Origin of the sequence: Pinisolibacter sp. (assembly GCF_036782435.1) — a bacterium.
GTDB lineage: Bacteria > Pseudomonadota > Alphaproteobacteria > Rhizobiales > Ancalomicrobiaceae > CALBKH01.
Genome location: NZ_DAIPZB010000052.1, coordinates 215 through 21,711, shown reverse-complemented (window position 1 = coordinate 21,711; position 21,497 = coordinate 215). Strand labels below are relative to the sequence as shown.

The window sequence follows — 21,497 nt, the reverse complement described above, 5'->3', positions numbered from 1 at the left end:
TCAGGCGCCGAGCGCGGCGTTCCAGCGGGCGAGGCCGGCTTCGAGATCGGCGATGAGGTCGGCGGTGTCCTCGAGGCCGATCTGCAGACGGATGAGGGCACCTTCTTCGCGCCACGGCACGGCGGTGCGCACGGCGCGCGGTTCGGCGGGAATGGCGAGGCTCTCGTAACCGCCCCAGGAATAGCCGAGGCCGAAGAGTTCGAGGTGATCGAGGAAGGCGGAAACAGCCGCGTCCGACCCGCCCTTCATCACCACGCCGAAGAGACCCGAGGCGCCGGTGAAGTCGCGCTTCCAGATCGCGTGGCCCGGATCGGTGGGCAGCGCGGGATGGAGCACCCGCGCCACCTCGGGGCGGGCCGCGAACCACGCGGCGACGGTGAGGGCGCTCTTCTGCTGGTGGGCGAGACGCACGCCCATGGTCCGGAGCCCGCGCAGCGCCAGATACATGTCGTCCGGACCGGTGAACATGCCGAGATCGCCGTGGGTGGTCTTGACCCGCTTCCAGGCCCGCGGCCCGCAGGCGATGGTGCCGATCAGCACGTCGGAATGGCCGACGACGTATTTGGTCGCCGCCATGATCGAGATGTCGACGCCGTGGTCGAGCGGCCGGAAGAACAGCGGCGTCGCCCAGGTGTTGTCGATGAGGGTGGTGATGTCGCGCTCGCGCGCCACCTTCACGATCGCCGGCACGTCGGGCATCTCGAAGGTGAGCGAGCCCGGCGCCTCGAGGAAGATCGCCCTGGTGTTCGGCCGGATCAGCGAGACGATGTCGGCGCCGATCAGCGGATCGTAATAGGTGGTCTCGACGCCGAAGCGCTTCAGCACGCCATCGCAGAACGTGCGGGTGGGGCCGTAGACGCTGTCGATCATCAAGAGGTGGTCGCCCGAGGCCAACACCGACAGGAGCGCCACGTCGCAGGCCGCGGCCCCCGACGGGGTCAGCACCGTGCCCTCGGCGCCCTCGATGTCGGCGATCGCTCGCTCCAGCGCATCGGAGGTCGGCGTGCCGCGCCGACCGTAGGTCCAGCGCGCCGGCGTCTCGGACTTGCCCTTCATCTGCGCGACAGTGTCGAACAGCACCGTCGAGGCATGGATCACCGGCGGGTTGACGAAGGGGCTGCCGGCGGGATCGCGCCCGGCATGGGCGAGGCGAGTATTCGGGGCATGGTGGTGGTGGCGCGCGTCGTCGGTCATCCGGTGGTCCGATCCTCTTCGTTTCCCCGCTTCCTATCAGATCGGCGGCCGGCTTTCGACACACGGCATTCCGTCACTCGGCCTCTCCGAAGACCTTCCGAGCATTTGCTCAATGAATGGGCACTTCGCCAATGCGAAATGAAGCGCCCGCCCAGGGAATGATCATCGTTCCTCCATTTCGGTGCAAAGGAGAACGGCAGTTCCGATTCTTCATCATATGAGAAAGACTTTTCCCCCTTGACCGGTCAGATTCTTTGTCCTGAGATGGACTTCCGATCGATCGGTCGCGCTCGAGGGAGGCGCTCCGGGCGGCGTCGTCGTGTGGGTCCGTCCAGGATGGACCGCGCGTGATGCTGCCGGAGCGAATTCGAATGCGGTGCGATCCCCGTCGGATCATCCGGACAACGGCTCGCGAGCGTCTCGGCTCAGAGCTTCCAAGAAAAGGCGCGAACATGAAAACCAGGATCCTCGCGGCGACCTTCGGCGTCCTCATGGGCACCACGGCGACCGTCGCTCTCGCCGGTACGCTCGACGACGTCAAGAACAAGGGCTTCGTCCAGTGCGGCGTCAGCCAGGGCCTCGCCGGGTTCTCGCAGCCCGACAGCGCCGGTAACTGGACCGGTCTCGACGTCGATTTCTGCCGTTCGCTCGCCTCGGCGATCTTCAACGACCCGACCAAGGTCAAGTTCACGCCGCTCTCCGCCAAGGAGCGCTTCACCGCGCTGCAGTCGGGCGAGATCGACGTGCTGTCGCGCAACACCACCTGGACGATGTCGCGCGACACCAAGCAGGGCAAGTTCGCCGGCGTGATGTACTACGACGGCCAGGGCTTCATGATCCGCAAGTCGCTCGGCATCACCTCGGCCAAGCAGCTCGGCGGCGCTTCGGTGTGCACCAACACCGGCACCACCACCGAACTCAACCTCGCCGACTGGTTCCGCACCCAGAAGCTCGACTACAAGGTCGTGTCCTTCGAGAAGTCGGAAGAAGTGGTCAAGGCCTACGACGCCGGCCGCTGCGACGTGCTGACCACCGACGCGTCCGGCCTCTACGCCGAGCGCCTCAAGCTCACCAAGCCGGACGAGCACATCGTTCTGCCCGAGATCATCTCCAAGGAGCCGCTCGGCCCGATGGTCCGCCAGGGCGACGACGCGTGGTTCAATGTCGTCAAGTGGACCTACTACGCGCTGCTGACCGCCGAAGAGCTCGGCATCACCAAGGCCAACGCCGACGACACGCTCGCCAAGACCGAGAATCCGGACGTCAAGCGGTTCCTCGGCAAGGACGGCTCCTTCGGCGCCGACATCGGTCTGACCAACGCCTGGGCGTTCCAGATCGTCAAGAACATGGGCAACTACGGCGAGCTGTTCGAGAAGAACGTCGGCGAGACCAGCCCGCTCAAGATCTCCCGCGGCATCAACGCGCTGTGGACCAAGGGCGGTCTGCAGTACGCCCCGCCGGTCCGCTGATCGATCGTCGACCTCCGGCCGGGCTCGCCCCGGCCGGAGTGTTTCGCGCCCCTTCGGGAGGGGCGCAGGTGCGATCACGATCCGACCTCCCGGGAGGCCGGATCGTAGGCGGGCGGACGACCAGGGTGGCGTCGTCGCGTCCGCATCGACGTTCCGGTCGGCGACACGCAGCCGGAAGAGCGTGAGGGCCGGTGTCCGCGACGCCGGTGGGGGGAACGAGTATGACGAAGCGACCCGACGGCCTCGGGGCGGACGTGGCTCCGAGCGTGGCCTGGTACAACGATCCGACGAAGCGAGGCTATCTGTTCCAGGCGTTGACCCTGGCGGCCGTGATCGTGGTGGCCTGGACCATCGTCCACAACACCGCGGTCAACCTCGAGCGGCGCCACATCGCGCAGGGCTTCGGCTTCCTCTCCACCACCGCGGGCTTCGACCTCGCGCAGGAATCGATCTCCTTCCCCAAGGATGCGAGCTACGGCCGCGCTCTCGTCGTCGGACTGGTCAACACCGTCATCGTCGCCGTCGCCGGCATCTTCTTCGCGACGGTCTTCGGCTTCCTCGTCGGCGTCGGCCGTCTGTCGCACAATTTCGTCATCTCGCGGTTGTGCACCGGCTACGTCGAGCTCCTGCGCAACATCCCGCTGCTCCTGCAGATCTTCTTCTGGTACTTCGCCGTGCTCGGCGTTCTGCCGAGCCCGCGGCAGTCGCTGCAGCCGATCCCGGGCTGGGTCTTCGTCAACAATCGCGGCCTCTATCTGCCCGAATTCCACTTCGGCAGCTTCGCCGGCTGGGGCGTCGTCGGCGGCCTGATCGTCGCGCTGGTGGTCTCCTGGGCGATCCGGCGCTGGGCGCGGGCGCGCCAGATGGCGACCGGCCAGCAGTTCCCGGCGGGTTGGGTGACCCTCGGGCTCGTCGTCGGCCTACCGCTGGCGCTCTTCGCCATCTCCGGATTCGACCTGTCGCTGGTGGCGCCGAAGAAGTCGACCTTCAACCTCAGCGGCGGCATCCAGATCATCCCCGAGCTGATCGCGCTGGTGTTGGCCTTGGCGACCTACACGGCGAGCTTCATCGCCGAGGTGGTGCGCGCCGGCATCCTGGCGGTGAGCCACGGCCAGACCGAAGCGGCTCGTTCGCTCGGCCTCAGCCACGGCCAGAACCTGCGCCTGGTGGTGATCCCGCAGGCGATGCGGGTGATCATCCCGCCGCTGACCAACCAATATCTCAACCTGACCAAGAACTCCTCGCTCGCGGTGGCGATCGCCTACCCCGATCTCGTGTCGGTGGGCGGCATCGTCCTCAACCAGTCGGGCCAGGCGATCGAGGTCATCGTCATCTGGATGGCGATCTATCTCGGCACGTCGGTAACCACGGCGATGATCATGAACGTCTACAACCGCCGCATGGCGATCGTGGAGAGGTGAGACGATGAGCGACGTCACGGCCTCCGCCGCCTTCGTGCGGCCCACCCTCGCCGAGCCCCGGGATCCGCCGAAGTCCTTCGTCGGCCCCTTCGCCTGGGCCCGCGCCCACCTGTTCGGTTCGATCTTCGACGCGCTCCTGACCGCGTTCGGGCTCTTCCTTCTCGGCTGGATCGCCTGGACCGTCCTCGACTTCGCGCTGTTCCGCGCCGTCTGGTCGGCCAAGGACGGGGAGACCTGCCGCGCCGAGGGTGTCGGCGCCTGCTGGCCCTATGTCGAGGCCTACTGGAAGCAGTTCGTCTACGGTCGATACCCGGCCGAGGAGCGGTGGCGGCCGACCCTGGTCTTCGCCATCTTCGCCGCGACGCTGATCCCGCTGGCGATGCCGAAGGTTCCCTACAAGCGGGCGAACGTCATCGCCTTCCTGGTGGGCATGCCGATCGCCTCCTATTTCCTGCTGACCGGCGGGGTCTTCGGCCTGGAGCCGGTGGAGACGACCCTGTGGGGCGGCCTGCTCGTCACCCTGATCGTCTCGGTGGTCGGCATCGTCTGCTCGCTGCCGCTCGGCATCCTGTTGGCGCTCGGTCGGCGCTCGAAACTGCCGATCATCAAGATGCTGTGCATCGTGACGATCGAGTTCTGGCGCGGCGTGCCGCTGATCACCGTGCTGTTCATGGCCTCCAACATGCTGCCGCTGTTCATGCCGGAGGGCATGGAGGTCGACAAGCTGCTGCGGGCGCTCATCGGCGTGGCGATCTTCACCTCGGCCTATCTCGCCGAGACGATCCGCGGCGGTCTGCAGGCGATCCCCAAGGGCCAGTACGAGGGCGCCATGGCGCTCGGCCTCGGCTATTGGCAGATGATGGGCCTCATCGTCATGCCGCAGGCGCTGAAGCTGGTGATTCCGGGCATCGTCAACAGCTTCATCTCGCTGTTCAAGGACACCACGCTGGTGCTGATCGTCTCGATCTTCGACCTGCTCGGCATGATCCAGGCGTCGCTCGCCGATCCGGTGTGGATCTCGCCGGTGACCGGCAAGACCGGCTATCTGGTGGCGGCGGTGACCTTCTGGGTCTTCTGCTTCGGCATGAGCCGGTATTCTCAATGGATGGAACGCCGGCTCGCCACCGGTCACAAGCGCTGACGAGCGAAGGAAACATCGACATGTCCGACACCGCCACCGCCGCGACCGTCTCCGCGAGCGCCGCAACCGATGCCCCCGCCGTCCACATGATCGGCGTCAACAAGTGGTACGGCGATTTCCACGTCCTCAAGGACATCGATCTCACCGTGAAGAAGGGCGAGAAGATCGTCATCTGCGGCCCGTCCGGGTCGGGCAAATCGACGATGATCCGCTGCATCAACCGGCTCGAGGAGCATCAGGCCGGCCGCATCGTCGTCGACGGCACCGAGCTCACCGACGATCTGAAGCGCATCGACGAGATCCGCCGCGACGTCGGCATGGTGTTCCAGCACTTCAACCTCTTCCCCCACCTGACGATCCTCGAGAACTGCACGCTCGCGCCGATCTGGGTGAAGAAGATGGCGAAGAAGGACGCCGAAGAGGTGGCGATGCACTACCTCAAGCGGGTGCGCATCCCCGAGCAGGCGCTGAAATATCCCGGCCAGCTGTCCGGCGGCCAGCAGCAGCGCGTCGCCATCGCCCGCTCGCTGTGCATGAGCCCGAAGATCATGCTGTTCGACGAGCCGACCTCGGCGCTCGACCCGGAGATGGTGAAAGAGGTGCTCGACACCATGGTCTCCCTCGCCAACGAGGGCATGACCATGCTCTGCGTCACCCACGAGATGGGCTTCGCCCGTCAGGTCGCAGACCGGGTGATCTTCATGGACGCCGGGCAGATCATCGAGATGAACGAGCCGAACGCCTTCTTCGCCGATCCGAAGCACGAGCGCACCAAGCTGTTCCTCAGCCAGATCCTGCACTGAGCGGGGTCGGTTCACCGTTCGAAGACGGCCGCGCCCCTGAAACGGGCGCGGCCGTCGCCGTTTCGGGGGGGGGCGCCGGTTTCGGCGGGTGCGCGAACTCCGAAAGACGGGGAACGCGAATTCCGCCGTCGTCCCCGGCGAGCGAAGCGAGGGAAGGGGACCCAACGGCGTCGCAACTCGTCGAAAGGTCGATGGATCCCCTTCCCCTCCGCTTCGCTCCGGCCGGGGAGGACGGGGAATGGTTCGGTCGAATTCCGAGGTTGTGACGAGGCCGTGCGATGTTCGTTTCGGGCGAGGACACCGCAGGCGGGGCGAATGGCGTCTCTTCCCGCCGTAACCATGTTGTGGGCGAAAGGCCTCGGTTCGGCTCCCCCGAAATACCGCTTCACGCCCCGGCGCGGCCCAACGCTTCCGCCTCGTCGAGCCATGCGGCGCGTTTTTCCGGCGTCGATTTGCGCACCACGCCGAGGGTGGTGAAGCGCGCCGGCGAGAAGCCGCAGAAGCCGAGGACCTGGGTCTTCAGGCGACGAAGGATCGGCCGCCCCCAGAACCAGCGCAGCACCCAGGGCGGGGTGTCCATGGTCAGGATCACCCGCGCCGAGCGGCCCTTCATCAGTTTGTCCCAGCCCATGCCCTCGCGGTGATAGCGGAAGGCGAAACCGGGCAGCAGCACCCGGTCGAACACCGCTTCGAGCGCCGCCGGCAGGCCGCCCCACCACATCGGCGCGACGATCACCCAGTGCTCGCACCAGGCGAGATCGGTCTGGAGCCCGGCCACCCACTCGGTCGGCGGATCCTGGTCGCGGTGATAGTCGGGCGGCACCAGATCGACCGGGATCTCGGCGAGGGCTCTCATGCGCACCTCGTGGCCGGCGGCACGGGCGCCGGCGGCGTAACGCTCGGCGAGGGCGCCGCAGAAACTCTCGGCGCGGGGATGGCCGGTGAGAACGAGGATTCTGGCCATCGATTCACTCCATGTTGCCATTGGTCACATCATGATCGATCTTGTGACCAATGGCAACATGGTATCGAATGCCCACGACGGCAGCGTGACCGCAAGGGAATCGCGAGCGGCGGAGACGGGCCACCGGATCTCGAACCGCGGAAGCGGGTCACCGGTTCGCGGCGGGGAAAGCGGAGCGGGCCGCGCACGGCGGGATGCCTTCGCCCGACGGCGGTGGCGGTCGGTCGTCGGATTTCGGCGGGCGCGCCCGGGGTGTTGGCGGTCCGGCGCGTCGCCGCCGACGATGAGTGCCGTGGTTCCGGCGCGACGGTCGGCCGTCGACCCGGGTGAGGGGGATGCTCCGGGGAGCATCGGCGGTGACGGTCCGGCCACGCCGCGACGGTCGCGGTTCGGGAGACCGGACGAAGGAGGTGGGAATGCCCACGGGTGCGAAGGCGAAGGGCGAGGGGGCGCGCGGCTTCCACCATGGCGATCTGCCGACGGCGCTGGTCGCCGCGGCGACGGCGCTGATCGTCGCACGCAAGGGGCCGGATTTCTCGCTACGCGAGGTCGCCGAGAGCGTCGGCGTCAGCCACACCGCCGCCTATCGCCACTTCGCCGCCAAGGCCGATCTCCTCGCCGAGATCGCCGCGCGCGGTTTCACTCGCCTGACCAAGGCGATCGAGGCGGCGATCGTCCGTCGCGACGGGGCGGTCGACGTGGTCGCATCGCTGGACAAGACCGGCCTCGCCTATCTCGACTTCGCCGAGCGCCATCCCGGCGCCTATCGGGTGATGTTCCTCGCCGAACTCTGCGACGCGACCCGCCATCCGGGGCTCGCGGAAGCCGCGAACCGCGCGCTGGCGAGCCTCGTCGTCCTCGTCGCCGCCGGACAGGAGGACGGCACGTTGCGCGCCGATCGCCCGGCCGCGACGCTCGCCGCGGCGGTGTGGGCGACGGTGCACGGCCACGCCGTGCTGACCCTCGACGGTCAGATCCGCGAGGTGGCGACGCCCGGTGAGGCCCCGCCGGCCGATCGGCGGCTGCTCCTCGACATGATCCTCGGCGGGATCGCGGCGCGGCCCGGCGCGTCCGGCGTCACGGACCGGTGACGATCGCCCCGCCCCTGGTCGCCCATTCGCTCCACGAGCCGTCGTAGAGCGTCAGCCGCTCCTCCGGCACGCCGATGGCGACGAGCGCCAGCCACAGGATCGAGGCGGTGACGCCCGAGCCGCAGGTGCAGACGATCGGCTTTTCGAGGTCGACGCCGGCGAGTACCGAGCGGACGGTCGCCTCGTCGACGAGGTCGAGGCCCTTGACGAAACCGCCGGCGGCGATGCCCAGCGCCCCCGGCATGTGGCCGGAGGGGATGCCCTCGCGCGGCTCCGGCGCCTCGCCGGTGAAGCGGTCGGTCGGCCGCGTGTCGATCACCGTCGCCGTCTTCTCGGCGAGGTGGCGGGCGACGGTCGCCATGTCGGTGAGCATGGTGGGGTCGATCGTGGCGTGGAACACGCTCGGCTTCGGCGGCAGCGGGTCGTCGCGGTCCATCGGCCGGCGTTCGCGCATCCAGCGTTCGAAGCCGCCTTCGAGAATGCGCACGTTCTTGGCGCCGTAGTGGCGCAACATCCACCACACCCGCGGCGCGGAGGCGATGCCGGCGCCGTCGTAGACGACGATCTCGTTGGTCTCGGAAAGCCCGAGTTCGCCCGCCATCCGCTCGAAGCTTTCGGCGGCCGGCAGCATGTGCGGCAGGCTGGTCGAGGTGTCGGCGATGACGTCGATGTCGAAATAGACCGCGCCCGGAATGCGCCGGATCTCGTATTCGACGATCGCGTCGCGCGGCACCGTCGGCTGGTACCAGGAGCCGTCGACGACCCGCAGGTTCGGGTCGTCGAGCTTGGCGGCGAGGTCCTCGGTGGTGATGAAGAGCTGCGATCGATCGGTCATGCGGTCCTCGGTCGGGGCGCGCGCGGCGCGGTCATGTCGGCGAAACGGGGTTCGCCGCATCTAACCGAAGTCGACCGATCGCGGCCGTTCAAAATGCCGTGCGATGCCGCCCCCGGAGGGTGACGCGGCGTCGCAGGCGGAGCCGGCGATCCGGATCAGGCCTCACGGGCCGGTCGCCACCGCCGTCGTGTCGAGGCCGCCCCATTCGCTCCACGCTCCGTCGTAGAGCGCGAGCTTCGCCCGCGGCACGCCGAGCGCCTCGAGCGCGATCCACAGCACCGCAGCGGAGGTGCCGGAGCCGCAGCTGGTGACGATCGGCCGATCGAGATCGACGCCGGCGAAGGCGGCGCGGATGGTCGCGTCGTCGGCGAGACGGCCGTCGGCGGTCGCCACCGTCATCCACGGCACGCTCTTGGCGCCCGGCATGTGGCCGCCGCGCAGGCCCGGACGCGGTTCCGGCGCTTCGCCGCGGAAGCGCTCGGCCGGGCGGGCGTCGACCACGGTCGCGGCGCCGGAGGCGAGCACGCTCACCACCGCGTCGAGATCGGCGATGCGGCCGGCGTCGATCATCGGCGTGAAGGTGGCGGGCGTCGGCGTGCGCGGGGCGCCGGTCTCGATCGGCCGGCCCTCTGTCTTCCACTTCGGCAGGCCGCCGTCGAGCACGCGGACGTCGCGTGCCCCGTAGACGACGAGGTTCCACCACACCCGCGGCGCGGCGAAGAGGCCCAGTCCGTCGTAGACGACGATCGAGGAGTCGTCGCCGATCCCGAGTGCGCCGACCGCCTTCGCGAAGGCCTCGGCCGAGGCCAGCATGTGCGGCAGGCCGGTCGAGGTGTCGGCGATGGTGTCGATGTCGAAGCGCAGTGCGCCGGGGATGCGGCCGGTCGCGTATTCCGCCGTGCCGTCGCGCCCCATCGTCGGCAAGTACCAGGAGGCGTCGAGGATCACCAGCTTCGGATCGTCGATCCGGGCGGCGAGGTCCTCGGTGGAGATGAAGAGGCGGGAACGGTCGGTCATCGGCATCCTCGGCGGTTCAGGGCGACGATCCATAGCGCGTCGCGGCGATCGGGGGGAGGGTGAAATCGCAGGACCGCGGTGGCGCCGGTGCGGGCCTTCGTCGGGAGGTCGCGCGACGATCGGCTTCGGGGAAACAGAAAATTCAGGCGATCCGGTCAAGATCCCGGTCACGGATCTCTACCCCGGGGACTGCGAGCCTTGACCGACGTGCATCTGGAGCGGCCTTCCATGACCGAAGCGCCTCGTGCCGACCTTCTGGTGCGGTTCCTGAAACCGCATTGGCTCGTCGTCGCGGTCGCCTGGGCCTTCGTCGCCTCCCATTTCGCCGCCGACTGGAGCACCATCGGCGACGTCTTCCGCGACACCGACGACGCCATGCGCCTCGTCGAGGTGCGCGACTTCCTCGCCGGTCAGGGGTGGTTCGATCTGCATCAGTATCGGCTCGATCCGCCGGTCGATCAGCCGATGCACTGGTCGCGCTTCGTCGATCTGCCGATCGCCCTCCTGATCCGCCTCGCCGAGGTCTTCGTCTCGACCGCCACGGCGGAGAAGGTGGCGCTCTATCTGTGGCCGACGCTGGAGCTGATCCCGGCGCTGTTCGCGGTGCGACGCATCGCCTGCCGGATCGGCGGCGACTGGGCGGCGCTGCCGGCGGTCTATCTCACCGCCACCTGCCCGCCGGTGATCGGCCAGTTCGTGCCCGGCCGCATCGACCATCACAACGTCCAGATCACCCTCACCCTGTGGCTTCTCGCCTTCCTCTTCGACGAGCCGTCGCGGCGGCGCGGCGTCGCGCTGGCGGCGACCTCGGCGGTGATGATGGCGGTCGGCATGGAGACGCTGCCGTGGATCGTGCTGGCGGCGCTCGCCGTCGTCCATCACTGGGTGGCCGAGGACGGGCGCGACGAGATGATCGCCTACGGCGCCGGGCTCGCCGCCGGCACCATCGCGATGATGGTCGCGACGCTGCCGCCGAGCCTGTGGACCTGGGGCGCCTGCGATGCGCTCTCGGCCAACTACGTGGCGCTCGCCGCGGTGGGCGGCGCGGGGGTCGCCGCCGGTGCGGTGGTCGCGCCCGCCGGCCGGGCGTTGCGGCTCGCTTTCCTCGCGGCGATCGGCGGTCTGGCGATCTTCGCCTTCGCCCTGCCGGAACCGGCCTGTCTGCGCGGTCCCTTCGCCCAGGTGCTGCCCGAGGCGCGGGCCGTCTGGCTCGACGGCGTCACCGAAGTCCAGCCCTGGCACGTCTTCTTCGGCGCGCATCATGTCGATGCGCTGGTGGCGCTGCTGGTGCCGGTCTTCGCCGCCATCGCCGTGGCGCTGCTCATTCGCGACGAGACGCTGCGCCGCTCGGTTCCGCTGTGGATCCTCGTGGCCTGCGCGGCGCTCGCCACCGCCATCGGCCTCCTGCAGATCCGCACCATAGTCTATGCCGACGTGCTGTCGCTGCCGCTGATTGCCGCCGCGGCCGGACGGCTGGCGCGCGACAGCGAGATCCGGGGCCGCTCGGCGACGGTGACGGTGCTCGTGGCCACGGTGCTCGCCTCCTCCTCGCTCGCCACCTTCGTCGTCGCCAAGGTCGCGCCGGCGTCGTGGAAGGCCGAGCGGGTGGGCGAGACGGCCGCCGCGACCGGAAACGACACCACGCCGAGCGCGACCGGCGCCGGGGCGGGCGCGCCGTGCATGACCGCGTCGAACTATGCGGGGCTGGCGCAGCTCGCTCCCGGGCTCGTCGCGGCGGAGGTCAACATCGGTCCGGCGATCCTCGCCGGCACGCCGCATTCGGTCGTCACCGCGCCCTATCACCGGATGCAGCGCGGCATCATCGACGGCGACAAGATCCTGCGCTCGAAGCCCGACGACGCGCTGGCGCTGATCGACCTGCGGCGGGTCGACTACGTGGCGCTGTGCACCGCCTCGACCTCGGCCGCTTCCGCCCGCGACGAGGCGCCGGACGGCCTTCTCGTCTCGCTCATGGACGGCCGCGTTCCGAGCCGGCTCGAGGAGGTCCACCTCGGCGGGCCGATCCGGGTCTTCCGGGTCCTGCCGGCGACGGCCTATGCGCACCTGCGCGGCTCGTTAACCTCCGATTGACCAAAGCCGGTCGAATGCGGCGGAAACGGCGAACGTTTACCGTTTCTTGGACCGCTAAAATCATAATGACCTCGGTAACCGCCGCGGCACCGTCCGGGCCGGCGACGACAGGGGGGAGGCTTCCTCTTCCCGGGTCGCACGAACCCGGTGACGGCGACCGCGAGCAGGGCGAGGCGGGTCGGTCCCCGCCCGCGAGAAGCCGGGCGACCCGGCCGAGGGATGCGTATCATGCGTGTGGATGCCGACGTTCTCGTCATCGGTGCCGGTCCGGCGGGACTGACCTCTTCCTATCTTCTGACCAAGGCGGGCAAGAAGGTCGTCGTCATCGAACGCGATCCCCACCTCGTCGGCGGCATCTCGCGCACGGTGAACCACAAGGGTTTCCTCTTCGACATCGGCGGCCACCGCTTCTTCTCCAAGTCGAAGGAGGTGGTAGCGCTGTGGAAGGAACTGCTGCCCGACGATTTCATCGAGCGCCCGCGTTCGAGCCGCATCTTCTACGGCAAGAAGTTCTATTCCTATCCGCTCAAGGCCTTCGAGGCGCTGACCAACCTCGGCATCTTCCAGTCGGCGGCCTGCGTGCTGTCCTATGCCTGGGCGCGGATCAATCGGGTGGAGAACCCGAAGACCTTCCATCAGTGGGTGCGCAACCAGTTCGGTGAGCGTCTCTTCCGCATCTTCTTCAAGACCTACACCGAGAAGGTGTGGGGCATGAACTGCGACGAGATCTCGGCCGACTGGGCGGCGCAGCGCATCAAGGGGCTGAACCTCGGCGCCGCCGTTTGGAACGCGCTCACCCGCGGCCGCAAGACGGTGAAGGCGGAGGGCGACGAGGTCATCAAGACCCTGATCGAATCCTTCGAATATCCGCGCAAGGGCCCGGGCATGATGTGGGAGGCGGCCGCCGCCAAGACCCGCGCCCAGGGTGGCGAGATCGTCATGGGCCGCACCCTGTCGAAGCTCTCGCGCGACGAGAAGACCGGCATCTGGACCGTCACCGCCACCGCCGAGGACGGGTCCGAGGAGAGCTGGACGGCGCATCACGTGATCTCGTCGGCGCCGATCCGCGAACTCGGCAATGCACTGTCGCCGCGGCCGATGTCGCTGTTCTCGGCGCGCTCGCTCAAGTACCGCGACTTCATCACGGTGGCGCTGATCACCACCCGCAAGGATCTCTTCGCCGACAACTGGATCTACATCCACGATCCGGCGGTGAAGGTCGGCCGCGTCCAGAATTTCCGGTCCTGGTCGCCGGAGATGGTGCCCGATCCGAACCTCGCCTGCCTCGGCCTCGAATATTTCTGCTTCGAGGGCGACGACATGTGGACCGCGTCGGACGAGGATCTGGTGGCGCTGGCCAAGCGCGAGATCGCCCAGATCGGTTTGGTGAACGAGGACGAGGTGGTCGACGCCTGTGTCGTGCGCCAGCCCAAGGCCTATCCGGTCTACGACGACGACTACAAGCATCACGTCTCGATGATCCGCCTCGACCTCGAGCGGACCTGCCCGGGGCTGTATCTCGTCGGCCGCAACGGCATGCACAAGTACAACAATCAGGACCACGCCATGATGACGGCGATGCTGACGGTGGAGAACATCCTCGCCGGTCAGCGCATCTGGGACGTGTGGAACGTCAACGAGGACGCCGAGTACCACGAGGCCGGCGGCTCGGGCGTGGCGGAAGCCCTGAAGAGCGAACGTCTGGTGCCGCGCAAGGTCGCCTGACCAGGCTTCGCGCGACGACGTCGGACGAGGGCGAGGGCCCGTGGAGCGCGAGCTCCGCGGGCCTTCGCGTATTCGCGGGGATGGATGGATCGCTCGGGTCCTACCAGCCGGCGAAGAGCAGCCACCAGCCGATGTTGGCCACGCCGAGGGCGGGAAGGACCGCGAGGCCGACGGCGATCCGGCGCGCCGTCGTCGCGCCGTGGACGCCGGCGATGCCGACGACGAGCCGGAGCGACCACAAGGTGGCGGCGGCGAGCACCGCGACCCGCGTCGGCCCGACCCAACCGACGGGGAAACCGTCGTTCTTCAACAACGTCACCGTCAGGCTCGACAGGCCGATGAAGACGCCGGCGCCGGCGATCGGGATCAGACCCTGGGCGAGATGGTGGAACCGCGGCCACGACCACGCACCGAGAAGGCGCGTGGCGAGCGCCAGCGAAGCGGAGACGAGCGCCCCGACGGCGAGCGCCGTGGCGATCACATAGGCGACGAGCAGGAAACCATCGAGAACGGTGAGCACGTCGTTGAGCGCCGGTTCGTTGGTCAGGACGAACCACGGCATCGTCGTGGTGAGCGGCCACAGGACGCCGTGATCGACGAGGCGATCCGCGACCGCCTGCTTCAGGGCGACGAACCACGGGCTCGCCGACCAGTGGAAGGCGCCGACCGCGATGCCCATCAGTCCGAAGACGATCAGCGCCGTCTCCCAGGCGTCGGTCTCCTCGCCGGCGACGTGGACGATCTCCCGCGACGGCGCGCGCAGTTGCAATCGGATGGCGCCGCCGCGATAGCCGGAACAGCGCCCACACATGTGACAGCGCGCCGAGCCGCGCATCGTCGGCAACGCCACCATCGGGGCGCAGACCACCCGGTCGCCGGCGACGTGCTCGCGCCGGGCGATGGCCCAACGGTCCTCGTCGACGGCGAAATGCAGCGGCGCCATCTTGGCCAGCACCCGGAAGACACCGTTGACCGGACAGAGGAAGCGGCACCACACCCGCTTCTCGCGCCCCCAGAGCCAGCCGACGCCGATCGCCGCGACGGTCGAGCCGCCGAGCACGACCAGGGCCGGGGCGGGGTACTGATAGACGCTGACCATCTGGCCGTAGATCGTCGTCAGGGCGAAGGCGGTGAAGGGCCATCCCGGCCACCGCACCCAGCGCGGGATCGCCCGGCCTCGGCCGTGGCGCGCGGCGATCTCGGTGAGTGCGCCTTCCGGGCACAGTACGCCGCACCACAGGCGTCCGACCAGGATCATCGACACCAACACGAAGGGCCACCACACGCCCCAGAACAGGAACTGGGCGAAGAGCGTGACGTGGCTCCAGATGTGATCGAGCCGGCCGGGCAGCGGCGCCGCCAGCGGCACGAGGAGCAGCGCCGCATAGACCCCGACCACCACCCATTGCAGCCGCCGGATCGTCGCGGCGTGATCGCGTAAGCCGTCACCGAGCCGAGCGACCGCCGCGTCGAGGCGAGCGTGGCGGTCGGTCGAGGGAAGCGACGGGACGGGCAGATCGGTCATGGCCGCACGGTCCGGATCTCGCAACGGGGGGAGGAGTGCGGCGGAGCGCCGGCATCGGCGATCATTCGGCCACCACCTTGGCCGGTGGGTGATCGAGGTGGAAATCGTCGAAGAAGGTGTATTCGCCGGGATCGAGACGGCGGATCACCATGACGCTCTCGCTGCCGGGCGCCAGCACCTTCTCCTTGCGCAGCTCGGTGCTCTCGAACTCGGCCGGCGTGGTGCCGCGATTGATCAGTTCGAGGCGGATGCGGGTGTTCGCAGGCACGACGATCCGCGCCGGCGAGATGACGCCGTCGCGGAACTCGATGCGGAAGGTCGGCTCGCTCTCGGCGCCGGCCGGCGAGACGGCGAGCGCCGAGGCGAGACCGATGGCCGTCAGGAGCACCGAAGCCGGGCGGGGCAGGGGGACCCGAGCGGGACGTTTCATGCGACGGTTCTCCTTTCGGCCGACCGGTGGCGCGACGGGCTCAGTAGGCGCCCTTCTTGCCGATGCCGGCGTAGGTGAACTCCCAGGTCGTGGTGACCGGGGCGAACCACGCACCGACGCCGGTCTCCTTGTCGACATGGCGCCCGAAGTGGCCGGCGTGCGGGTTGGCGCCGGGCGGCGAGATCTTGAAGGTCAGGCGGTACTTACCGGGGCCGGCGAGCTTGACGTTGTCGCCGTAGTGCGGGCCGTCGCTCGCCACCATCGGCATGAAGGTGCCGGCGATCTTCTTGCCGTCGTCGAGCTTCACCAACTCGAAGTCGACGGTGAGGTAGGGCACCCAGTCGCCTTCGGCGAAGCCGTTCGGGTTGTCCTTGGAGGCGTGGATGTCGGCTTCGAGATGGATGTCGCTCTCGGCGGCGGCGCGCATCATGCCGGGCGGGTCCATTTCGATCGGCTGCAGATAGACGGCGGCGATCTCCATGCCGCCGCCCGACTGCGGCTTGCCGACGGGAACCTCCTTGGCGGAGGCGGAGGCGGAGGCGAGGGACGTGGCCAGCGCCGCGGTGGCGAGGGCGAAAAGGCGAAGACGCATCGACGAACTCCGGGAACGAGAGGAGAGAGCGGCCGCCGAAGCGGCTTCGCATCCTCTCTAATGCGAATGCGAACTACTCGCAACAAGAATCTGAAGTCAGGCATTACATTGAAATCATTCTGAAATGCGATGCGGCGGGTTTGGCGCCCGCGGTGCGTGGGTCACCGCGCAAGGTCGCCGGACCAAGCCTCGCGCGACGACGTCGGACGAAGGCGAGGGCCCGTGAAGCGAGAGCTCCGCAGGCCCTCGCGCATCACGCGGCACACAGGAGGGGGGGGCAACCTCGAAGAAGTCATCGGCGCGGACAGCACGCATAGCATGTGGCTCCGCCGGGTGAGCCGACCGTCCTTCGAACGACCTTCGACAGGCGTGCGTCTCGCTCCACGACCATGGAGGTGCGCATGTCCAGTCAGTTCGACCTTCTCACCTACACCAATCCACCGATCCGACCGCTCTCCGTATCCGGCGCCGATTTCAAGGATCCGGACGGCGCGACGATGCGCTTCTGGGCGGCCAATGTCGTCGCCTTCTATCCCGATCAGGATACGGCGACGAACTTCGCCCGCAATCTCGCGTCCTGCGGCGTGAACATGGTGCGGTGGCATCACCTGATGCGCCCCAGCTCGGACTGGAACTGGACGTCCCAGATTCCGGCGCTGTCGAACTACGCCGACAACAGTTCTCGCGCGGACCCGAACGGCAAGGATCAGGTCGCGTGGGACCGGTTCGATCGTCTCACCGCAGAGCTCCACGAGAACGGCATCTACATCATGCTGAGTTTCGACTTCACCCGGACCTTCCTGCCGGGGGACGTCACGATCATGACGACCACGCCGTCGGATGCGGCAGCGTGGTCCGCCGCCATACAGCAGCTCGGCGACTGGTCGAATGCGGCATGGTTCGAGACGATCGACAAGTGGCGCATGCTGCCGATGATCGACGAACGCTGTGCGCGGCTGCAGGAAGAATTCATCACGCAGCTGTTGACCCGCAACAACGCCTATCTGGGCAAGACCTATGGCGTCAGCGAACAGATCCTGGCGATCGAGATCCAGAACGAGTGTTCGTCGTTCTACACGATCGTCAACGGCAATCGCTTCGAGCATTCGTCGTATCCGGCGCTGAGCTATTTCCGGAACGCGCTTCTGGCGAAGTGGAACACCTACCTTTCCGCCAACGGCGTTTCTCCGGCTTTCGATCTCTACGCGCCGGCGAACGACACCCAACAGTCCATCCGTGCCGCCTTCTTGAACAAGCTCGATGCGGATCATCGGGACCGCATCCTGGCGAAGGTCTCGTCGCTCGGATTTTCGCGGAACGTCTCGTTCTCCAACCTCTGGCGGAGTGAATCCGACGCCAAGGCGCATTTCGGCGCCGGCGTCTTTTCCGAGAACCACAACTATCTGCCGGCGAGCATCGTCGATCCGATGCCCTACACGTCACTGTTCGGCAACGGCGGCGCCTCGCCGGAGGCCCAGGAGGACTTCGTCTACGCCTTCGCCGCGGAGAACGCCTTCACGAACAAGCCGTTCATCGTCGGCGAACTGAACTACGCGATCGGCGCGTCGGGTGCCGACCGCGATCGAAGGACGATGATGCAACTGGCGGCAGCCGGATACGGTGTTCTGCAGGGATGGTCGGCCGTCACCTGGTTCGCCTGGAACCACGGCGATCGCCGCGTCGCCTCCGACGGGTGGGGAAGCGACGAACGACTGTCGCCGAGCGAAGACGAGATCGCCGGAGACATCATCCAGGACGCCGCCCGTCTCGACCATTTCCGCACCTGCGCGGCGCTTTTCCGCAACGGCCTTCTCGCCGACTCCTCGGCGCCGCTCACCTACACCGTCGACGATCCCGTCTGGAACAGTTTCGGTTGGCCGCCGGCGCCGAAATACAAGTTCCGCCCCGGTTGGCAGAACCGCAGTCGGATCCGCAAGCAGTACGGGGTGAAACCCGCCGGGCAGGATTCATCCGCCCTGATGACGCAGAACCTCGCCAATCCGATCGTTTCGGACAACGGGCAGCTCTGCAAGGACGTCGTTCGAAAGCAGTTCAGCATCGCGGCGCCGAAAGCGGAAGCCTTCTCGGGCGAGCTCGACGGCTCGGCTCCGGCGCTGCTCTCGCACCTCCTGGTCGCCGACACCGGCGGCTTCGCGACCGCGGCCGTCGTGAGCGCCGACGGTTCGCCCCTCTCCACCTCGGATCATCTGTTGCTCAGCCGGAATCGCGTCTCCGGCTCGGTCTGGCAGGCGGGCCCGTCCCTCAAACTCCGCAATCTCCAGCCGCCGACTTCGTCGTCGAGCTGGTACCTGCGCCCGCTGCGCCCGCGTGGGGCACCGGGCGTCGGTGAACTCTTCCCCGTCGCCGTCGATGCGAACGGCGACCTCGACCTGCCGGCCTCGATGGCCTGGCGCGAAGCGGAGCTCATCCACATGACCACGAGCGGAACTTCCGAAACCGACGTCCTCGTCTACACCGGTGACGGTTCGGACCTTCAGGCCGCGATCAACGAGGCGGCCGCCGCCGGCAAGGCGCTCTACATTTCCCCCGGCACCTACGACGTCTGGAACCTCGGCGTCGGCGATCCCATCCGCATCTTCGGCACGCCGGGCAAAGTGATCCTTCGTCCGGTGAGCGGCGCGGCCTACGTGCTCTACGTGGGTGCCTTCACCGACGTGACCATCGAAGGGATCGTCTTCGACGGCGCCGGTCGGACCCTGTCGGTCGACAGCGGGCTCGCGACTCGGTCGATGCTGGCGGTCAAACGCGGACGCGGTGAGCCCTCCCGGATCCGCATCGTCAACTGCACCTTCCGGACCTCGCCCCACGCGGGTCTTCAGATCTACGGCGTCACCGCCAGAGTGGAGAACTGCCGCTTCGAGGGCGTCGGCGACGGCGTGTTCGTCCGTGACGCGGACGGCGTTCAGATCGTCGGCAACGATTTCGTCGGCAACACCGGCAACGCGATCTACGTCGAACGGCTGAACGGAGAGTGGAACGGCGTCATGACGCCCGGTTTCGACGGCACGCTGATCTCCGGCAATCATGTCGACACCGTCTACCAGGGTGACCCGTCGTCGACCGGTTGGGAAGGCAACGGCGTCCTGTTGCTCAAGGCGGCGAGCGTTCGCGTCACCGACAACGTCTTCCGGAATTGTGCGCTGTCGGCGGTACGCGCCAACATGTGCACGGATCTCGTCGTCAACGGCAACAGCTGCCACGGGATCGGAGAGACGGCCCTCTACGTCGAAGCCATTCTCTCCGGCGTCACCGAACTGGCTCCGGGATTCGGAGCGGTCGTCACCGGAAACCTCGTCGACGACGCCGCGACCGGGATCACGCTCGCGAACTTCAATTTCGGTGGCCGTCTCGGCGTCGTTCAGGGCAACCTGCTGCGTAATCTCGCGGTCAAGACGATCGCTGCCGGCACCGCGAACCAGTATTCGACCGGCGGCTGCGGCATCATCGTCGAGGGCGACACCAACGTGAACGGCAATGTCGTCGAGAACGCCGCCCGCCTCGGCGTGGTTCTCGGCACCAACCACTACACCGACGATCTTCTGTGCAACGGCAATCTGATCCGCAATTCGCCGATCGGCATCGGCTTCGCCGATGCCGCCGCGACCGGCGGGCGCGACGCTCAGATCTTCATCGCCTCCAACATGGTCGCACACTTCACCGACGACGCCTCCCACGGCGCGATCGTGCCGGTCGCCTACAACTCCTCCGGCTACTACCGCGCCACCGGCACCGATCTCGGTCAGGTCGACACCTCGACGACCCACCCGAACGTCCGCGTCGATCGCAATCGTTGCTACTGATCGCGCACGACATCCCTCCCGTGCCGGCACCCGCCGGCACGGGTCGGCGTCGGGTCGCGGTAAACCATCCCACCGGATAGATGGCGCGCGACCATTGTCGCACGCGCTTCGGAGGCGGATGATGGCCGATCGGGACGGCCGTCCCGCGACGAGGGACCGGTATGAGCGTGGAACGACGCTTCCAGGGGATCGAGGCGCTGCGCTTCCTGAGCGCCGTGGCCGTCGTCTTCTGGCACTACCAGCACTTCTATCTCGCGGTCGACGACGTCTTCGTCGTGCCCTTCACCCGCGACCGCGAACCGTTGTGGTGGTTCTTCCGCGCCTTCTACGATCACGGCTATCTCGCCGTCTGGGTGTTCTGGCAGATCTCCGGCTTCGTCTTCTTCTGGAAGTACCACGAGGCGATCGCCCGCGGCGAGGTGACCTCCTGGTCGTTCTTCGTCCTGCGCTTCTCGCGCCTCTATCCGCTGCATTTCGCCACGCTGCTGATCGTCGCCGCGCTGCAGGCGGTCTATGCGGCGGGCCATGCCGGCGCGTTCTTCGTCTACGCCGACAACGATCTGCGCCACTTCGCCCTGAACCTCGTCTTCGCGCCCTTCTGGGGGTTCGAGCGGGCGATGTCGTTCAACGGGCCGATCTGGAGCGTCTCCGTCGAGGTCGTCGTCTACGCGCTGTTCTTCGCGGTGTCGGTGATGACGCGGCTCGGCCTCTTCGGCCGGCTCGCCTTCGTCGCCGCGGCGGTCGTGCTGTTGGCGGCGAACTCGCGGTTCGGGCCGGTGCCGGGGCAGCGCATGATCCTCAACTGCGTCGCCTATTTCTTCATGGGCGGAGCGATCCACGCGGTCGCGGCGCGCCTTTCGGCCGAGGCGCTGCGGCGTGCGGCGCCCTTCGCGGTGACGGCGGCACTGGTCCTCGCCTGGGTGACCTTCCGCGGCGAAGTCGACACGCCGAAATGGGCGGTCCTCGGCTTCTCCACGCTGCTCACCTTCGGTGTCCTCGGTCTCGACGGCTGGCCGATGATCGCGCGCGTTCTCGCCCGCATCGCGCCGCTGGCCGATACCACCTACTCCTCCTATCTCGTCCATTTCCCGATCCAGATCGCCGCGGTGACGGTGAGCGACCGGCTCGGCTTCGAGCGCACCATCTACGACGCGCCGGCGGCGCTGATCGCCTACCTCGTCGCCACCTTCTGGCTCGGCTGGGTGGTCTTCCACCGCTTCGAGCGTCCGGCCCAGGCGTGGCTCAGGCGGCGGATGCTGGTCGCGCGGAAGTCGTCGACCCGCATCGAAGCGCGCGGCTGATCCCGACCGCGATCGCACTCGGCGGCGAGGGAGCCGTCGCCGATCTCACCTTCATGGAAACGAAGCGTAGCGCCTCG

The 21,497-nt window shown here is 67.8% G+C and carries 16 protein-coding genes; 9 read left to right on the top strand and 7 right to left on the bottom strand.

What is annotated here, in order from left to right:
- Entirely contained in the window at window positions 1–1,194 is a 1,194-nt protein-coding gene (metC, locus tag V7Q42_RS18210) for a cystathionine beta-lyase (protein ID WP_333825580.1), read from the bottom strand.
- A 452-nt stretch (window positions 1,195–1,646) separates the two neighbouring features.
- On the opposite strand from metC, the gene V7Q42_RS18205 reads away from it, so the two are divergent.
- The 4 genes from V7Q42_RS18205 (at window position 1,647) to V7Q42_RS18190 (ending at window position 6,028) form a co-directional block, all read left to right on the top strand.
- Window positions 1,647–2,663, top strand: coding sequence for an amino acid ABC transporter substrate-binding protein (locus V7Q42_RS18205; RefSeq protein ID WP_333825578.1), 1,017 nt, complete (start codon window positions 1,647–1,649; stop codon window positions 2,661–2,663).
- Between the two features lie 221 nt (window positions 2,664–2,884).
- Complete coding sequence (locus V7Q42_RS18200; RefSeq protein ID WP_333825577.1) at window positions 2,885–4,084, top strand: amino acid ABC transporter permease; 1,200 nt, start codon at window positions 2,885–2,887, stop codon at window positions 4,082–4,084.
- Between the two features lie 4 nt (window positions 4,085–4,088).
- Complete coding sequence (locus tag V7Q42_RS18195; protein ID WP_333825576.1) at window positions 4,089–5,225, top strand: amino acid ABC transporter permease; 1,137 nt, start codon at window positions 4,089–4,091, stop codon at window positions 5,223–5,225.
- Window positions 5,226–5,245: 20 nt separating this feature from the next.
- The gene (locus V7Q42_RS18190) at window positions 5,246–6,028 is read left to right on the top strand and encodes an amino acid ABC transporter ATP-binding protein (protein WP_333825575.1); all 783 of its coding nucleotides are present in this window, start codon (window positions 5,246–5,248) and stop codon (window positions 6,026–6,028) included.
- Window positions 6,029–6,413: 385 nt separating this feature from the next.
- On the opposite strand, the gene V7Q42_RS18185 is transcribed toward V7Q42_RS18190, so the two are convergent.
- Window positions 6,414–6,992, bottom strand: a complete 579-nt coding sequence (locus tag V7Q42_RS18185; RefSeq protein ID WP_333825574.1) for an NAD(P)H-dependent oxidoreductase — start codon at window positions 6,990–6,992, stop codon at window positions 6,414–6,416.
- Between the two features lie 416 nt (window positions 6,993–7,408).
- On the opposite strand from V7Q42_RS18185, the gene V7Q42_RS18180 reads away from it, so the two are divergent.
- Window positions 7,409–8,083: a TetR/AcrR family transcriptional regulator gene (locus tag V7Q42_RS18180; RefSeq protein ID WP_333825573.1), complete on the top strand. Its 675-nt coding sequence runs from the start codon at window positions 7,409–7,411 to the stop codon at window positions 8,081–8,083.
- Here V7Q42_RS18180 and V7Q42_RS18175 read toward each other — a convergent pair.
- Both V7Q42_RS18175 and sseA read right to left on the bottom strand, forming a co-directional pair.
- The gene (locus V7Q42_RS18175; protein ID WP_333825572.1) at window positions 8,070–8,918 is read right to left on the bottom strand and encodes a sulfurtransferase; all 849 of its coding nucleotides are present in this window, start codon (window positions 8,916–8,918) and stop codon (window positions 8,070–8,072) included. The two genes, V7Q42_RS18180 and V7Q42_RS18175, sit on opposite strands and share 14 nt — an antisense overlap.
- A 162-nt stretch (window positions 8,919–9,080) precedes the next feature.
- The gene (sseA, locus tag V7Q42_RS18170; protein ID WP_333825571.1) at window positions 9,081–9,935 is read right to left on the bottom strand and encodes a 3-mercaptopyruvate sulfurtransferase; all 855 of its coding nucleotides are present in this window, start codon (window positions 9,933–9,935) and stop codon (window positions 9,081–9,083) included.
- A gap of 228 nt (window positions 9,936–10,163) precedes the next feature.
- On the opposite strand from sseA, the gene V7Q42_RS18165 reads away from it, so the two are divergent.
- Both V7Q42_RS18165 and V7Q42_RS18160 read left to right on the top strand, forming a co-directional pair.
- Complete coding sequence (locus V7Q42_RS18165) at window positions 10,164–12,026, top strand: hypothetical protein (protein WP_333825570.1); 1,863 nt, start codon at window positions 10,164–10,166, stop codon at window positions 12,024–12,026.
- 228 nt (window positions 12,027–12,254) lie between these two features.
- Window positions 12,255–13,751: an NAD(P)/FAD-dependent oxidoreductase gene (locus V7Q42_RS18160; RefSeq protein ID WP_333825569.1), complete on the top strand. Its 1,497-nt coding sequence runs from the start codon at window positions 12,255–12,257 to the stop codon at window positions 13,749–13,751.
- Between the two features lie 100 nt (window positions 13,752–13,851).
- Here V7Q42_RS18160 and V7Q42_RS18155 read toward each other — a convergent pair whose 3' ends face one another.
- The 3 genes from V7Q42_RS18155 to V7Q42_RS18145 form a co-directional block, all read right to left on the bottom strand.
- A complete protein-coding gene (locus tag V7Q42_RS18155) occupies window positions 13,852–15,276 on the bottom strand; it encodes a 4Fe-4S binding protein (RefSeq protein WP_333825568.1) in 1,425 nt (474 codons plus the stop codon).
- 61 nt (window positions 15,277–15,337) lie between these two features.
- The gene (locus tag V7Q42_RS18150; RefSeq protein ID WP_333825566.1) at window positions 15,338–15,706 is read right to left on the bottom strand and encodes a cupredoxin domain-containing protein; all 369 of its coding nucleotides are present in this window, start codon (window positions 15,704–15,706) and stop codon (window positions 15,338–15,340) included.
- 40 nt (window positions 15,707–15,746) lie between these two features.
- Window positions 15,747–16,298: an iron transporter gene (locus V7Q42_RS18145; RefSeq protein WP_333825564.1), complete on the bottom strand. Its 552-nt coding sequence runs from the start codon at window positions 16,296–16,298 to the stop codon at window positions 15,747–15,749.
- A gap of 401 nt (window positions 16,299–16,699) precedes the next feature.
- Here V7Q42_RS18145 and V7Q42_RS18140 point away from each other — a divergent pair, with 401 nt between their 5' ends.
- Window positions 16,700–20,119: a TIGR03808 family TAT-translocated repetitive protein gene (locus tag V7Q42_RS18140; protein ID WP_333825563.1), complete on the top strand. Its 3,420-nt coding sequence runs from the start codon at window positions 16,700–16,702 to the stop codon at window positions 20,117–20,119.
- 161 nt (window positions 20,120–20,280) lie between these two features.
- Window positions 20,281–21,420 (top strand): acyltransferase family protein, encoded by a 1,140-nt coding sequence (locus tag V7Q42_RS18135; protein ID WP_333825562.1) that lies wholly within the window; start codon window positions 20,281–20,283, stop codon window positions 21,418–21,420.
- Window positions 21,421–21,497 lie beyond the last annotated feature (77 nt).